Here is a 17,189-nt window from a genome sequence, read left to right on the forward strand (position 1 = left end):
CGAATACTTCAACAATTGAGAGATCACCACATAGTCCTAAAACTACAGCGGGTGTAAATAATTCTGCAAAAAATAATCAACCTATGTTCTATCTAGGACCAGGATTTAGTAAACCTTATAATGCTCAGACTGGTTCAAGTGATTCGAACGGTAATTTTGCTGGTGGAGTAGGACCAAACCCAGAATATATCTATCCACTTCGAGATGGTTATTATTGGTCGGGAAACTTTCCATTTGGTCATGGTTTGCTTAATTAAGGTTACGGTATAACGACAAAATGGAGCGCAAATATTATAGCTGATAATGCAACTTGGGACTTTGTTCCATTTGCGAGTTCCACAGATTCAAATAGAAACTTCTTTATAGGCCGTGGTGGCGCTGCACCAGTAATTCATGGTGAAGACCCATCTGTTGCATCGAAATCTGCAAGCCAAAGTATTGCGGATTCTCAAAGTCAATCGAGAGCCTCTGAACAACAAAGCACTTCTAAGAAAGCTTCAGAACAACAAAGTAATTCTAAACGTCTTTCAGAGCAAGCACTTCTAAGCGACTTTCAGAGCAACAAAGTAATTCTAAGCGACTTTCAGAACAAAAAAGCACTTCTAAGAGTCTTTCAGAACAAGAGAGCAATTCTAAAAAAGCATCTGAAAGTGTTGTACGTGCATCTGAAAGTAATAGTAGATCAGAAGACTCACGACTTTCTGAAGAGAAATCAAGATCAGAAAGTACAGCTAACTCAGATTCAGTGAGAAACTCACAAGAAGCTTCAAGGTCAGCATCTATAAGCAAAGTAAATTCAGAAAGAGCTTCAGAAGATGCATCAAGAACCAAAAGTCTAAGTGAATCTGATTCAAAACGTGCCTCAGAAAATAGTGCATCTTTATCGAAGAGTGAATCAATAAGAGATTCAAATAATGAGTCGTTATCGAAGAGTGAATCACAACGTAAAAGTAATCAAGATTCGTTTAGTATTTCTAATTCATTAGAAGAGTCGGAAGAAGATTCAGTATTCGAAAGTGAATCATTAAGTGCTTCATCGAGTAATTCAGAAAGTGAATCAACAGAAAAAATCGAATCAGAAAGTGCATCAATCAGTGATTCACTATCTCGTTTACAATCAGCAAGTACTTCAACGAGTAATTCAGTAAACAGTGCATCATTATCAGAAAGCGAATCAGCAAGAGATAAAAATAGTGAAAGTACTTCATTAAGTAATTCGACTTCAGAGAGTAGTTCAGAAAGTACAAGTACTTCAACATCAACATCAGAAAGTGAATCTGCTTCTACAAGTGAAAGTGAGTCTGTATCCACGTCTGAAAGTTTATCAACAAGCACATCATTGTCAGCAAGCACGTCAACAAGCTTATCAGTTTCGACTAGCACTTCAATGAGTGACTCGACAAGCAGCTCATTATCTAACAGTACTTCAGTATCTGAAAGCGAATCATTAAGCGCATCAACTAGCACTTCAGTATCTGAAAGCGAATCATTAAGCGCATCAACTAGCACTTCAGTATCTGAAAGTACATCGGTAAGTAATTCAGAAAGTGCTTCTACTAGCGCATCCGAATCTGCAAGTACGTCTACATCAGAAAGCACTTCAACTAGCGTGAGCGGCTCAACAAGCACATCTATTTCTGAAAGTTCATCAGTTTCAGCGAGCACATCAGCTAGTGAATCAAGTTCAGTATCAGAAAGTACAAGTGCTTCAACATCAACGTCTGAAAGTTTATCAACAAGTACATCATTATCAGAAAGCATTTCAGCTTCAACGAGTACATCTGAAAGTACGTCAGCTAGTGAATCAACAAGTGCTTCAGAAAGTGAGTCTTTAAGTGCTTCAGCTTCAACAAGCACATCATTGTCAGCAAGCACATCAGTGAGCGAATCGAATAGTGTTTCTGAGAGCACATCAACTAGCGAATCATTGAGTACGTCAACAAGCTTATCAGCTTCAACAAGCACATCAGTGAGTGACTCGACAAGTAGCTCATTATCAACAAGTACTTCATTATCAGAAAGCACATCAGCTTCAATGAGCACATCAGAAAGTACATCAGCGAGTGAGTCAACAAGTACTTCAGTAAGCGAGTCAGAAAGTGCTTCAACTTCAACAAGCACATCATTGTCAGATAGCACATCAATAAGCGAATCGAACAGTATTTCTGAAAGTACGTCAACGAGCGAATCATTAAGTACATCAACAAGCTTATCGGCTTCGACAAGTAGTTCAATGAGTGATTCTACAAGCGCATCATTATCAGCAAGCACTTCAGTAAGTGAATCAGCAAGCGCATCAAGTAGCACATCAACAAGTGAATCGCTATCAAATAGCACTTCATTAAGTGAATCAACGAGTACGTCACTGTCTGACAGCACATCTGCTTCTATGAGTACATCAGAAAGTGCTTCTACAAGTGCATCAGTATCTGAGAGTACATCAGTTAGTACATCGGCAAGTGAATCTGTATCGACAAGTACTTCATTATCTGAGAGTGAATCAATGAGCACTTCAACAAGTAGTTCAATGAGTGACTCAACAAGCGCGTCATTATCAACAAGTACTTCATTGAGCGATTCATCTAGCACATCTGCTTCAGTTAGTGGATCAATAAGCGACTCAACAAGCAGTTCATTATCGACAAGCGCATCAACAAGCGAATCAATTAGCGTGTCGAACAGTATGTCAACAAGCGAATCGTTAAGTACGTCAACAAGCTTATCAGCTTCAGTTAGTGGTTCAATGAGTGATTCAACAAGTGCGTCATTATCAACAAGTACTTCGTTAAGTGACTCAGAAAGTGCCTCAAACAGCGCATCAACAAGTGAATCACTATCGACTAGTACATCATTAAGTGCATCAACGAGTGTTTCAGATAGTACGTCAACAAGTATTTCATTATCTGAGAGCGAATCAACATCAGTAAGTAACTCAGAAAGTACTTCAGTAAGCCAATCAAATTCATTAAGTACATCAGTTTCTGACAGCACATCTGCTTCATTAAGTACATCTACAAGTACATCATTATCTGAGAGCGAATCGACATCTGTAAGCAATTCAGAAAGTGCTTCGACTTCAGCAAGCGAATCAGCTTCAACAAGCACATCAATTTCAGATAGCACATCAGCTTCATTGAGTACATCAACAAGTGAATCTGAATCTGCAAGCACTTCAGTATCTGAAAGTGAATCAATGAGTACTTCAACATCGTTAAGTGACTCTGCAAGTGCGTCATTATCGACAAGTACTTCATTATCAACGAGCACGTCATTAAGCGATTCAGAAAGTGCGTCAGAAAGCGCATCAACGAGTGAATCGTTAAGTACATCAACAAGCTTATCAGCATCAACAAGTACGTCATTGTCGACAAGTACTTCATTAAGCGATTCAGCTAGTACTTCAGTGAGCACGTCAATGAGCGAATCTACTTCAACAAGTACTTCGGCTTCTGAAAGCACATCAGCTTCAATGAGTGCATCAGATAGTGCATCTGTTTCAGCAAGTACATCTATGAGCGAATCAGCTTCAATTTCTGAAAGCGAATCAACAAGTGCTTCTGTATCAAGCAGCGAGTCAACGTCAGTAAGTACTTCAGAAAGTGCATCAGCAAGCTTGTCAGCATCAACAAGTACATCAATGAGTGACTCAACAAGTACGTCACTAAGTGATTCAGTGAGTGCTTCGGATAGTACTTCAATAAGCGAATCGTTAAGCACATCAGCGAGCTTATCAGCATCAGTAAGTAACTCAATGAGTGATTCAACAAGCAGCTCGTTATCAACAAGCACGTCATTAAGTGATTCAGTGAGTGCGTCAAACAGCACATCAACAAGCGAATCGTTAAGTACATCAGCGAGCTTATCAGCTTCAGTAAGTGGATCGATGAGCGACTCAACGAGCGCGTCATTATCGACAAGCACATCATTAAGCGATTCAACAAGTACTTCAGCAAGTACTTCAGTGAGCACATCAACAAGTGAATCGTTAAGTACTTCAACAAGTGCTTCAATGAGTGACTCAACAAGCAGCTCATTATCGACAAGCACGTCACTAAGTGATTCAGCAAGTACTTCAGCAAGTACGTCAACAAGTGAATCATTAAGTACATCAACAAGCTTGTCAGCTTCAGTAAGTGGTTCAATGAGTGATTCAACGAGCACTTCATTATCGACAAGCACGTCATTAAGCGGTTCAGTAAGTGCATCAGATAGTACTTCAACAAGCGACTCAGCTTCTACAAGCGTTTCAACTTCTGAAAGTGCATCAGCTTCAATGAGTGCATCAGATAGTGTATCTGCTTCAGCAAGTACATCTATGAGCGAATCAGCTAGTACTTCAGCAAGCACAAGTACTTCGGAAAGTGAATCAGCATCAACAAGTACATCATTAAGTGATTCAACGAGCACGTCATTAAGCGAATCAGTAAGTGAGTCAAATAGTACATCAACAAGTGAGTCATTAAGTACATCAACAAGCTTGTCAACATCAGTAAGTGGATCAATGAGCGATTCAACAAGTAGCTCGTTATCAACAAGTACATCATTAAGTGATTCAACAAGCACATCATTAAGCGATTCAGTGAGTGCGTCAGCGAGCACATCAACAAGTGAATCGTTAAGCACGTCAACAAGCTTATCAGCATCAGTAAGTGGATCAATGAGCGATTCAACAAGCAACTCATTATCGACAAGCACGTCATTAAGCGATTCAGCAAGTACTTCAGTTAGCACATCAACAAGCGAATCGTTAAGTACTTCAACTAGCCTGTCAGCATCAACAAGTGCTTCAATGAGTGATTCGACAAGTACTTCATTATCAACAAGTACTTCAGTTTCAGCTAGCACGTCAATGAGCGACTCTGCTTCTACAAGCGTTTCGGCTTCTGAAAGTGCATCAGCTTCAATGAGCGACTCAACAAGCAACTCATTATCAACAAGCACGTCATTAAGTGCTTCAGTGAGTGCATCAAACAGCACATCAGTGAGTGGCTCTGCTTCTACGAGCACTTCAGTTTCTGAAAGTACATCAGCTTCAATGAGTACTTCGGTAAGTGAATCATTAAGCACTTCAGCTAGTCTATCGGCTTCAGTAAGTGGTTCAACGAGCGATTCAACAAGCACGTCATTAAGCGACTCTGCTTCTACAAGCGTTTCAGCTTCTGAAAGCACATCTGCTTCAATAAGTGCATCAGATAGTGCTTCTACTTCAGTAAGCACATCTGTAAGTGAATCACTAAGTACTTCAACAAGTACATCAGTGAGTGAATCATTAAGCACATCAACATCATTGAGTGAGTCAATGAGTACTTCATCAAGTATGTCTGCTTCAACAAGTAACTCTATGACAACATCAACTTCTGACAATAGCTCAATGAGTTCATCAGAAGTGTCATCAATGAGCACATCTGAAAATACTTCAATGAGTGACTCAACAAGTCATTCAATGAATGCTACAGATCAACACGGTAGTCATGACCAAGGTTCTCAAGAACAAAGCGGTTCAACTTCAGGAAACCATAACACTGATGGCAACACTGCTTTACCTGATACAGGTCAATCATCTAACCATACTGGATTATTCGGTGCAGTATTAGCGATGCTTGCAGGATTAGGTTTAATCAAGAGATCTAAAAAAGACAAAAAAGGCAACAAAGACGAAGCCTAAGAGATAGAAATTCGTTAAATCAGTTTAATAAATATTGAAGAGGAAAGGACACCATTCATTAAGGGAAATAAATTTATAATTTTTCTAAAAAATGACCCGTGTCCTTAACCTCTTTGATATAATATTGAACAATAGAAGTTTATTGTGGAGATTAATTGAATGAAACGTATCTTTAATCAATATGAATATAAAGTGTTATATAAACGAATCTTATTTACTTGTTTCATACTTGGTATATACATACTAGGCAGTAACATTCCGATCGTTGCGCAATCGAGTGAGAGGGAAGAAACCCGCTCATTCTACAGTATTGCAATTTCGAATATGGGCGGAGATATCACGTCGTTGAACATTTTTACCCTTGGGTTAGGGCCCTGGCTCACGTCTATGATATTTTTTACGTTAATTGCCTATCGAAACATGGATAAGGCGGCAAAGCAAACGAAGAAGGAAAAGCATTATAAAGAGAAATTGTTAACGTTAGTCCTCGCTGTGCTCCAAGGTTATTTCGTTATTCTGTCATTGGTCGAAAATAATTTAATTCAGACAGACCATATCTACATTTTAGTGTTGTATTTAGTAACTGGTACGATGCTGCTTGTGTGGATGGCGGATCAGAATACGCGATACGGGATTGCAGGACCTATGCCAATTGTGTTGATGAGTATTATTAAATCTATGTTCCAACAACAACTTGTGCATGTCAGTGCGAGTACGACGATTCTCGTCATTTTTTCTGTACTTATCATCATTGCATTATTTATCTTACTGTTTACAGAGTTCGTCGAATATCGCACACCTTATCGCGATACGATGAATGTGAGTCAAACCCACAGCAAGACATATCTCGCATGGAAAATTAATCCATCTGGGAGTATTTCAATCATGATTAGTGTCTCAGTATTTATTTTACTGAATAACTTAATCCATTTAATCTTGAGTTATTTTTCATCAGATGGGAGAGTGAACTTTCAATTGGTTAGTTTCACTAATCCCATTGGTATTACGATATACATCTTTATCCAATTGGTATTAGGTTATTTACTTTCACGATTCTTATTAAATACAAAGCAAAAATCTAAAGAATTTCTGAAAAATGGTAATTATTTTGTCGGAGTTAAACCTGGATTAGAGACGAAACGTTATTTAGATCGGATGGCGCGTCGTGTCTGCTGGTTTGGTTCTGGCCTAGTGACACTCATTATTGCGATTCCACTCTATAGTACGTTGTTGATTCCAGAACTCGCGCCACAAATTTACTTTGCGATTCAGTTAATTGTACTCGTCTACATTGGTATCAACATCGTCGAAACATTAAGAACATACCTATACTTTGATAAATATAAGCCATTTTTGAATAAATACTGGTAAGGAGAATTATATGAAACATTTTATCCCAGCTTGGTATAGCCAGAAACGCTGGTGGGCGGATAAAGCAGAACCGTTTTACAACAAGCGGTTGGTGACCGAGTTTGATGATTTGATCAGCTTGATGAATATGCATCAAAAGCATCAGATTGATTTTGATATCTTGGTACTGAATTATTTTCCAGATTTAAGAACTTTTTTACATCGACATCAATTATTTGAAGCAAACTATTGGTCATTGTTTGATGAGATTCAAGGATTTTCACATCGGACACCTCAAGCGATTGATTATCGTCAATTACAGTGGCCGGCAGAGACCGAATTTGTGTTCACACCGTTTCTGATGAGAGGTGTGACAAGCCCTTCGACGTATACGAATATTTATTTTAATCAAGAGGGATATATCGTGTGGCTGGAGGATTTTGAAGGATTGAAAAAGCAGCGCCGGTATATCTTCGACGATCGCGGATGGTTGTCTGCGATTCGTAACTATGATGAAAACGGTCAGGATGTGAATCAGCAATATATGACGGCTGATGGAGACTGCATTTTAACGGAAGATTTAGTCACGAAACAGATCGTCGTGAGTGATAAGTATCGTCATCGCTTTGATCAAGCAGAATATGCGACGATGACGGAATTCATCCAAGCACAGTTCAAACATTATACTGCGAAACACTATCAGGTGGATGATGTCACAATCGCAGCTGCGGATGACCGTCATAATGCGCTGATTACTGAAAATATCGCACCGGAGCATTTGTGCTTTTCCATTTATAGTCAGCGTAATAAAGAACTAAATGATCAAACACTCGCCTCTGTACATAAAGGTCAGTACTGGTTGGTGGACCGTCAGGATCATGAAGCGGCATTGATGCTTTATCAATCGAAACATCATTTAGATAATCAGTTGATGCGTATTACGCCATTTGATGCGCAAGTGTTACCGAATATAAGTAGTCAATTGTACGAAACGTATATTGGGCTTTGGCTCGATGGATTGGTAGAACAAGATATGCAGCGCATCGTTACATCATTAACAGCCTATATTCAAGCACACGAAGGGTATCGGTTATTGTTACTGACCAAACATGATCAAAACGAAGTCTCTCCATGGTTAAAAGAGCACATCAAGATTATCAATGACAAATATAACGAAGTGGAACCGGATGATGAGGGTGTAAATCAACTCGTAGCTGAGGATGAAGATTATGTGAAATTGCTGGAGCTCCAACACGTGCCTTTCGAGATGGATTTATTCGAAGTTGTTTCTAAATTGAGAATTGTCATCGACTTAAATCAAGAACCAGATTTATTCCTACAAATTTGTAGTATCAGTGCTGGATTACCACAGATTAATCAGCGTGAAACGGAGTATGTAACGCACGATAAGAATGGCAAGATTATTTCCTCTGAAGTAGAAATGATTGCGGCTTTAGATTATTTCTTAGACCACTTAAAACATTGGAATTACTCATTTGCTTATTCGATCAAATTAGTCGACGAATATGCTTCAGAACAGATTATTGATCAGTTAGATCGTTTGATTGAAGGTGAAATGCATGGCGCGTAAATTTAAAGCACTCCAAATAGGTGGCAGAGATTTAGAAGCCGAGTTTGCGCACAAAAAGAGTTTAGAATGGGATTATTTTGACACGGATTTATTCACATTTGATAGTGGATATATGGACATTTTGGACAAGGTCATTGAGTCGGTTAAAGCATTTGATTTTGTCTATGTGGAAGCGCCGTATTCTGAAGATTTGATGCGTGTGTTACGTCGTGTAACTACACCTTATACGACGCACGTTGATCAACACTATTGGGATGCGCAGTTTGAAGCGGATGAGTTCGTGCGTACACAATTGATTCGACCGTTTCGTTATGAAGATGAAGCCGATCGCATCGAAAAGTTACATGCGGTGACATTTCCCGGGCAATATGGAGACCGAATTTCTCCTAGATATGCCCAGGTCAATCCGAACTTCAACGGAACCGCGCACTATAACGGGAATTATCGACTTGTCGTCAGTGGTGATTTTGGAGAAACATTGCAACCCATTGTCACTTGGAAAATGAATCTCGTATACGATAAAGGCAAAGTCATTCAAGTATGGCCGGAGTTTAACATTGAAGGGGAAGTTTCACTAACCTATACTTTCAGACTAATGATGGGTGGTTCAATCGATGCACCGATGGAAGAGATTGTGTTGACAGATAAGGAACTAGAAACACCACTTGAGATCAGTAGAAAGCCTGATGATGCGATCATCAGTGTTTCCGTGAAAGCGCGAGGGCAAGGCACGATACACTTTGGTGCACTCCACAAACGTTGGTCAAGACTCGAATATGGTCAACATATCTTAGGTGGTAGCCGCTTTGTGGATGACCGAAAAGAAGAATTAATGTATTACTTTAACCCTGGGGATTTGAAACCGCCGTTGAACGTTTACTTTAGTGGTTATCGTCCTGCAGAAGGATTCGAAGCTTTCTTCCTCATGAGTAAACTTGATGCACCGTTTTTACTGATTAGCGATCCACGTTTAGAAGGTGGCGCGTTCTATATCGGATCCGACACGTACGAACAAGGCGTGAAGGATATTATTCAACAGTCACTAGAGCGTCTAAGTTTTGCGGATCATGAATTAATTTTATCAGGATTGTCGATGGGATCGTTCGGTGCCTTGTATTATGGTGCCCAGCTGAATCCATCAGCGATTATTGTCGGGAAACCATTATTAAGCCTTGGTACGGTGGCAGATAATATGAAACTGTTGCGACCAGAGGACTTTGGAACTGCCAATGATTTATTAGTGGCCAATGAAGGCGGCATGACGGAGGAACATATTCATCATTTAGATAGAAAGTTCTGGGATATGATTGAAACGGCCGATGTGCAACAGACGACGTTTGCGATTGCGTACATGCAGCACGATGACTACGATCCGCGGGCATTCCCAGAGTTATTACCGATACTCAGTGCACAACATGCGAAGGTGATGAGCCGTGGTGTGCCAGGGCGACATAATGATGATACACCAACGATTACCAGTTGGTTTGTCAATTTCTATCACCTGATTCTTGAAAGTCAGTTTGGGAGAGTTAAGTATGACAACAAAGCATGATTTTACCATTACATGGCAACAAGTGAACAAGTCGACGTTTATGTACGGTACCCAATTGGACTTTACCGATGCGGGGACAATTTTTGAAAATCCATTGATGCCGTCTGGGATTGTCATTCATGATTGGGCGATGACGAACGATTATACGAGTGACAAGTCTGTGCCGACGTTGCCTATTTTAAAACGAGAAAGCACATATCATATCGAGTTTGATTACGATGTCACACCCGATACAGGCATCTATTTTAAACTGGTCTTTTACCGAAAAAATGGGACGGAGTTAGATGCGAAGATCATCCAGACACATGCCTATGACTTTACGTATCCTAAAGCAGCGTATACGTATGAAATCCAAATGATTAACTCGGCTGCGCAGCACTTAACGTTTCGTCAATTCACAATCACTGAGGTGACAGAGGTTCCTACGATTGAGGAAACAGTCGTTTGTCGCTTTTCAGAGGTGATGAATGAGCGTCCTGAGTTAAACGTGCGGAATATCATTTTTGTAGAACCTGTCACGCAAGTGCTTGGCTTATCACAAGATGCGATTCGGAATGTGCACAACGTGATCTTGGTGGAGGACTGGCATGAGGAACTCAGTACTAATCCAACCTCTGTAGAACTATTGATTCACAAACTTCAACCACTCGCTAAACAACATGTGGCGCCGTTACTTAATCCTACGCGTCACTTACAATATTTGGATGTAACGATGCTGAATCGTGGAGGTTATCATGAAACAACAGATTAATACAACGATTAATAACATGAGATTGCGTCGATTGCAGAAGAAACTCGATCAGATTAACAGGCTAGGCGAAACGTTTGCGACATATTCCAATCAGGAGTTGAAAGCGATGACGAAGGAATTTAAGAAACGGTTGAATAAGCCGCGTGAGTCCCTCGATACCATCCTACCTGAAGCGTATGCCGTGGTACGTGAAGCGAGTCGCCGTGTCTTAGGGATGTATCCGAAAGATGTCCAAGTGCTCGGTGCCATCGTCTTACATGAAGGCAATATTGCGGAAATGCAGACGGGTGAAGGGAAGACGTTAACGGCAACAATGCCACTTTATTTGAACGCATTGACGGGAAAAGGGGCGTATCTCATCACGACGAATGATTACTTAGCCGGTCGTGACTACGAAGAGATGAAGCCACTCTATGAATGGTTAGGCTTAACGACGTCCCTCGGTTTTGTCGATATTCCAGATTATGAGTACCAGAAAAACGAAAAAGAGATGCTCTACAAGCACGATATCGTCTATACGACAAACGGACGACTTGGCTTTGATTATCTCATCGACAATTTAGCAGACAGTATCGAAGGGAAGTTTTTACCGAAACTCAATTACGGCATCATCGATGAAGTCGATTCAATTATTTTAGATGCGGCACAAACACCGCTCGTGATTTCAGGTGCACCAAGGGTTCAGTCCAATCTTTTCCACATCGTTAAAACGTTTGTTGAAACATTGGAAAAGGACATTCATTTTAAAGTGAAAAAGGCTAAAAAAGAAATTTGGTTAACAGAAGCAGGGATTGAAGCGGCGAATCAATACTTTAATGTCTCAGATATTTATGACGAACCTTATTTCGATCTCGCGCGTAATATTAATCTCGCTTTGCGCGCACATCATTTATTCGAGTCTAATTTAGACTACTTTGTCTATAATGGTGAGGTCGTGCTCATCGACCGTATCACGGGACGTATGTTGCCGGGGACGAAGCTACAATCAGGCTTGCATCAAGCGATTGAAGCGAAAGAACAGATCGACATTTCGTTAGATATGAGCGTCATGGCGACGATTACGTTCCAGAATCTATTCAAACAATTTGAAGATTTTGCGGGAATGACCGGTACGGGTAAAATGGACCTGAATTCTTTAATCTGTACTCAAAGATTGTCATCCAGATTCCAACCGATCGACCGGTGCAACGGATCGACTATGATGACCGTGTGTTTAAGACCGAAGCGGATAAAAACCAAGCCATTATTGATAAAGTACAGGAGCTTCATGCGCAAAAACGTCCGATTCTACTTATTACGCGGACAGCTGAAGCAGCAGAAAAGTTCTCGAGTACATTGTTTAAAATGGATATTCCAAATAACTTGTTAATCGCACAAAATGTGGCGAAGGAAGCACAAATGATTGCAGAAGCAGGTCAACTGGCAGCTGTGACGGTTGCGACAAGTATGGCGGGACGTGGTACAGACATTAAACTACATCCCGAAGTTCAAGATTTAGGCGGCCTTGCGGTGATTATCAATGAACATATGGAAAATAGTCGTGTCGATCGCCAACTACGTGGCCGTTCAGGACGACAAGGTGACCCAGGGATGTCTCAAATTTACATTTCACTCGAAGATTATCTCGTTAAACGGTGGGGCGACGATAAGCTCACGGAAAATGAACGCTTAACGGCGATGGATGCGGATCGTTTAGAATCGAGTGGGGTCTTTAAACGTCGCGTCAAGCACATTGTTAAGAAAGCGCAACGTTTATCCGAAGAACAAGGTATGAATGCGCGTGAAATGGCCAATGATTATGAGAAGAGTATCAGTTTACAGCGTGAACTGATTTATGATGAACGTGATCGCGTATTGAATTTGGAACATATCGATGAAATCGAGTTCGATACGTTAGCGAAGGAAGTCTTCCGCCGGGATTACATTCAAGCAGAACCGGTGACGTCACGGACTTTAACCGAATATATTTATCGCAATATCAGTTTCCAATTTGATCAAGATTTATCGACACTCGATATTTCAGACCATCATGCGGTGATTCAATTTTTACTGGACTTGTTTAAATCACAATTAGAAACGCAGTGACAAACGATTAATGATCCGTATTTTTACCAGCGCTTCCTGCAAAAAACGATACTCAAATCGATCGATACCACATGGATAGACCAGGTCGATCATTTACAACAACTAAAAGCAAGTGTGAGAAATAGACAGAATGGGCAACGCAATGCGATCTTTGAATATCATAAAGTCGCGTTAGAATCCTATGAAGTCATGTGTAATAAAATTAAGGGAAATATCATACGAAACTTGAGTCAAAGTATGGCGACGTTCGATAAAGACGGCGATCTCGTAATTCATTTCCCATAAAACGATGAGGTGTTCAGAGTGACAATTTATAATATTAACTTCGGCATCGGCTGGGCAAGTAGTGGGGTAGAGTATGCACAAGCCTATCGAGCGAAACTGTTACGTCAGACGACAGAAGATGCGAAGTTTATCTTTTTAGATTTTATTCAGTCGGAAAATATCCAAACGCTCACGAGCAATATGGGATTTAAAGACGATGAAATCATTTGGTTATACCAATACTTTAGCGATATTAAAATCGCACCAACGACGTATACGATTGATGATATTAAACGTGAGCTTGGTGAAACTGTGTTTGAAGAAGAACATGATGGTAAGGTGAAGCGGTTATATTATCGCAATGAGAATTCTTTCGTAACGTGTTATTTACAACATCCAGAGAAAGATATCGTTGACCGTGCAGAATTTGTCATTAACGGTATGCTTGTACGTAAGGATTTCTATAGCTATGTGCGTGTATTCTCAGAATACTACGCACCACATAACGATGTTGCGAAACTCTACATGAGACAGTTTTATAATGAGGATGGCTCGATTGTCTACAATGAGTATATCGATGGCGAGGATAGCTTTTACGCGTTTCCGGATGCAAAACTCTACAGTAAACCAGAATTTGTGGCATACTTTATCGATCAACTCGGTCTGACGTCAGACGACATTCTAATATTGGACCGTTCGACAGATGTAGCACAAGCCGTGCTCCAACATAAAGGCGACAGTCAGCTGGGTGTCGTGGTTCATGCCGAACACTATAGTGAAAATGCGACCAACGAAGAACATGTGCTGTGGAATAACTATTATGAATATCAGTTTAACAACGCGGACGAATTTGATTTCTTCATTACAGCGACAGAGCGTCAAAACCAAATCATGCGTGAACAGTTTGAACAATATTACGGCTACGTCCCACCGATTTATACGATTCCAGTAGGCAGTCTCCATCAATTAACGAAACCAAAAGCTGAGCGCAAACCGTATTCAATGGTGAGTGCGTCTCGTCTTGCGAGTGAGAAACATATTGACTGGCTCGTTCGTGCAGCCATTTTAGCGAAAAAGGAAGTGCCTGAGCTTACCTTTGATATTTATGGAGAAGGTGGTGAGAGAAGTATGATTGCAGAGATTATTAAAGAGCATGAAGCAGAGGATTATATCCGCTTACTCGGACACGTGAATTTAGATGAGGGTTACGTGAATTATGATTTATTCGTCTCTGCCTCAACGAGTGAAGGATTTGGACTGACGTTGATGGAAGCAGTGGGTTCAGGCTTAGGTATGCTGGGCTTCGATGTGAACTACGGTAACCCGACGTTTATTCGTGACGGGAAAAATGGCTATATCGTTCCAATCGATCAGCAACAAGATGAGTTAGAGGATCTCGTGCAACGTCTGTCTGAACATATGGTGCGTTACTTTAACGATGGTCCTAGTAAACCACATCAAGCGTCTTATGACATTGCGAAACCGTTTAAGACGGAAAACATCGTGAAACAATGGCAAAATTTAATAGAAGAGGTGCGACATGATTAATTTATTTGAACAGTTTGATGCACAGACCCAAATCCTGTATAGCACACTGAAAGAAGCGGGTCATGAAGATAAGACAATCGTTCTTGAAGACGACGGCTTTTTACCTGATGAGGTCTCTTCACCGTATCGCTTTTTTGCGGATTATCGCATCCCGAATCGTCAACGTCCGATTTACTTTAATGAGGTTGAAATACCTCGTTTTTGGGAGATCACAGGTAGTAATGATCACGCCCAGATTTTAGATATGAGTGAAAAAAGAGCGAATATCCTTTACCGCCCTCATTTTAAATCGAGAGTGGTGAGTGAAGTTGAGTGGTTAGATAAGGCGGGGCGTCTACGCTTCGTCGACCACTATACGAAACAAGGGATTCTTTATGCGCAAACCGTATATGATTTAAGTGGCAAGGCTATCTTGAAAAAATATATGGATCAACAAGGAAAAGAAGTGCTCTATGAAAACTATGTGACGCAAGACATTGTGCTCGATTGGCAAGGAAAGTCATACTTCTTTGACTCGAAGGTTGCGTTTATTACGTTTTATATAGAAGCGATGGGTATCGATAACGAGCAGTTTACGATCAACTCACTCGCAACGTCCTTTGCGGTATTGTATAACATGGATGACCCAGGTCATGACGTGTTGTACTGGCAAGAATCATGCGAGGGTAACACCCCTGGCAATATGGAATTAATCTTTGAAGGTGGCGTACCACGTGAGTTTGATGTCATCGTCCCAGAACAAGCGGAATACGAGGTCATTAAGCAACATACTGATTCATCTGCACACAAGAAACTCCATCGTGGTGGTTATGTTTATCACTATCACAAGCAAAACAACTACAATAAAGAAATTTTGACGATGACGAACTCAGACCAAATCGCTTATCTTGAAGAGACAGTGAAAGCATGTCCGGACTACACGTTCCACATCGGTGCAGTGACTGAAATGTCTCCGAAACTGTTGCGCTTAGGACAATACAACAATGTGAGACTGTTCCCAGCGATCGATTTAGATACTGCAGCACAGCTATTTAAACGATGCGATATTTATTTAGACATCAATCATGGTGGCGAAATCTTAAATGCAGTGGAAGAAGCCTATTTACATGACATGTTAATCATAAGTTATGAAGCGACAGCACATAATCGAGTGAAGACGGCACCTGAGCTGTTGTTCCCACTTGAAGATCAACCGGATCGTTTGATTAAAGTGTTATATGAAATTGGTCATGATCAAGCGCAGTTTAAAGATTACCTTTCACTACAAAAAGATCATGCGAATGCAGTGACACGAAGAAAATTCAATACCGTGTTAAATCAAGTGTTTAAGAAAACCAAAACGAAACGCAAACCACGTAAACGTTCAAAATAAAATGAAATCATACGTATTTTATAAAAAGTTATAAATAAAAAACGGACTGGTAAGACAAACTGAACTCTGCCGTATAAGCTGAGTCATTTTCAAATCTTATCAGTCCGTTTTATTTGGTATATTGTTTTATTCCAACACATAGGTTTTTTTATAATGCTTTGGCTTTTTATTATATTCGTCTTTTAAAACAGGTTCTCCGGTCACTCTATTATCGTCATCAATTGAATAAGTATATATGTTATATGGCTCATCTTTAAAAGTTACTTCTAGATCATTATAACCTGTATTAAAAGTGAAAATATTTTCTTCACTTTCGACTTTAGCATCTCAACCTTTTTGTTTGAAGACATGATGAACTCTATCTCGAACTTTTGCCTCTTCATGTTCTTGGTACATGTGCATGTTGGTAGCAACTAACGTAATCAATATGATCACGATGATAACTACAGAAAATAAAATTTTTAATACTTTTTTCATCTCAACCTCCTTAAAAATAAAATTTGATTTTTTATTAATATTATCGGTTATTACGATATGCCTATAAATGTAAAAAATACAAGTGAGAGGTGAAATGACATAAAAAATGATTCGTTAGGTTATTATGTGGCGTAATTTTAACTACTGGAAGTGTTAACGCTGAAACTGATAGTTCAACAAGTACTCATTCTTTGAAAAAGCTCCAAGATGAAGGCACTGTATCCAAATCAATTACAGAAGAGTAGTGGAGACAAATCCAAGAGAGATCGTACAGAAAAAGAAGAATTTGGACGTACAGCTGAACAAGAATGGCAGGAACAACAAAAATAAGAGCAATCCGATGAAGAAAGTCGATCGGGAAAAAGAAATTTCATTATAAAATCAAAAAGAGTAGGAACTTATATCAGAGGCTAATTTTAAAGAAATATTGATTACTATAATAGTGAAAGAATTAAAAGGCTTGTCTCCTAAAAGTTATAGGGAACAAACCTCTGAAATTAAATAATACTATAATACAACGTTTAAGGTTCAGCA

The 17,189-nt window shown here is 39.9% G+C and carries 9 protein-coding genes and 2 pseudogenes; 9 read left to right on the forward strand and 2 right to left on the reverse strand.

Annotation, left to right across the window (positions count from 1 at the left end; genetic code table 11):
* Positions 1-516: 516 nt before the first annotated feature.
* On the reverse strand, positions 517-789 hold the full coding sequence (locus ACSBRB_RS04510; protein WP_435031816.1) for a hypothetical protein: 273 nt from the start codon (positions 787-789) through the stop codon (positions 517-519).
* Positions 790-1,558: 769 nt separating this feature from the next.
* Here ACSBRB_RS04510 and ACSBRB_RS04515 point away from each other — a divergent pair.
* From ACSBRB_RS04515 to gtfB, 8 genes and pseudogenes are all read left to right on the forward strand, one after another.
* Positions 1,559-5,665: pseudogene (locus ACSBRB_RS04515) on the forward strand (LPXTG cell wall anchor domain-containing protein); the annotation flags it as partial.
* A 159-nt stretch (positions 5,666-5,824) separates the two neighbouring features.
* Positions 5,825-7,036, forward strand: coding sequence for an accessory Sec system protein translocase subunit SecY2 (secY2, locus tag ACSBRB_RS04520; RefSeq protein WP_435031817.1), 1,212 nt, complete (start codon positions 5,825-5,827; stop codon positions 7,034-7,036).
* Positions 7,037-7,046: 10 nt separating this feature from the next.
* Entirely contained in the window at positions 7,047-8,606 is a 1,560-nt protein-coding gene (asp1, locus tag ACSBRB_RS04525) for an accessory Sec system protein Asp1 (RefSeq protein WP_059106264.1), read from the forward strand.
* Entirely contained in the window at positions 8,596-10,158 is a 1,563-nt protein-coding gene (gene asp2, locus ACSBRB_RS04530; RefSeq protein WP_435031818.1) for an accessory Sec system protein Asp2, read from the forward strand. The genes asp1 and asp2 overlap by 11 nt, the downstream gene beginning before the upstream one ends.
* Positions 10,142-10,909 (forward strand): accessory Sec system protein Asp3, encoded by a 768-nt coding sequence (gene asp3 / locus ACSBRB_RS04535; protein WP_435031819.1) that lies wholly within the window; start codon positions 10,142-10,144, stop codon positions 10,907-10,909. The genes asp2 and asp3 overlap by 17 nt, the downstream gene beginning before the upstream one ends.
* Positions 10,893-13,279: pseudogene (secA2, locus tag ACSBRB_RS04540) on the forward strand (accessory Sec system translocase SecA2). The gene asp3 and the pseudogene secA2 overlap by 17 nt, the downstream one beginning before the upstream one ends.
* A gap of 18 nt (positions 13,280-13,297) precedes the next feature.
* Entirely contained in the window at positions 13,298-14,806 is a 1,509-nt protein-coding gene (gtfA, locus tag ACSBRB_RS04545) for an accessory Sec system glycosyltransferase GtfA (RefSeq protein ID WP_435031820.1), read from the forward strand.
* Positions 14,799-16,178, forward strand: coding sequence for an accessory Sec system glycosylation chaperone GtfB (gene gtfB, locus ACSBRB_RS04550; RefSeq protein ID WP_435031821.1), 1,380 nt, complete (start codon positions 14,799-14,801; stop codon positions 16,176-16,178). The genes gtfA and gtfB overlap by 8 nt, the downstream gene beginning before the upstream one ends.
* Positions 16,179-16,505: 327 nt before the next feature.
* On the opposite strand, the gene ACSBRB_RS04555 is transcribed toward gtfB, so the two are convergent.
* Positions 16,506-16,655 (reverse strand): hypothetical protein, encoded by a 150-nt coding sequence (locus tag ACSBRB_RS04555; RefSeq protein ID WP_435031822.1) that lies wholly within the window; start codon positions 16,653-16,655, stop codon positions 16,506-16,508.
* A gap of 207 nt (positions 16,656-16,862) precedes the next feature.
* On the opposite strand from ACSBRB_RS04555, the gene ACSBRB_RS04560 reads away from it, so the two are divergent.
* A complete protein-coding gene (locus ACSBRB_RS04560; protein WP_258026025.1) occupies positions 16,863-16,985 on the forward strand; it encodes a hypothetical protein in 123 nt (40 codons plus the stop codon).
* The last annotated feature ends 204 nt before the right edge of the window (positions 16,986-17,189 follow it).

The organism is Staphylococcus auricularis (assembly GCF_051172115.1).
GTDB lineage: Bacteria > Bacillota > Bacilli > Staphylococcales > Staphylococcaceae > Staphylococcus > Staphylococcus auricularis_A.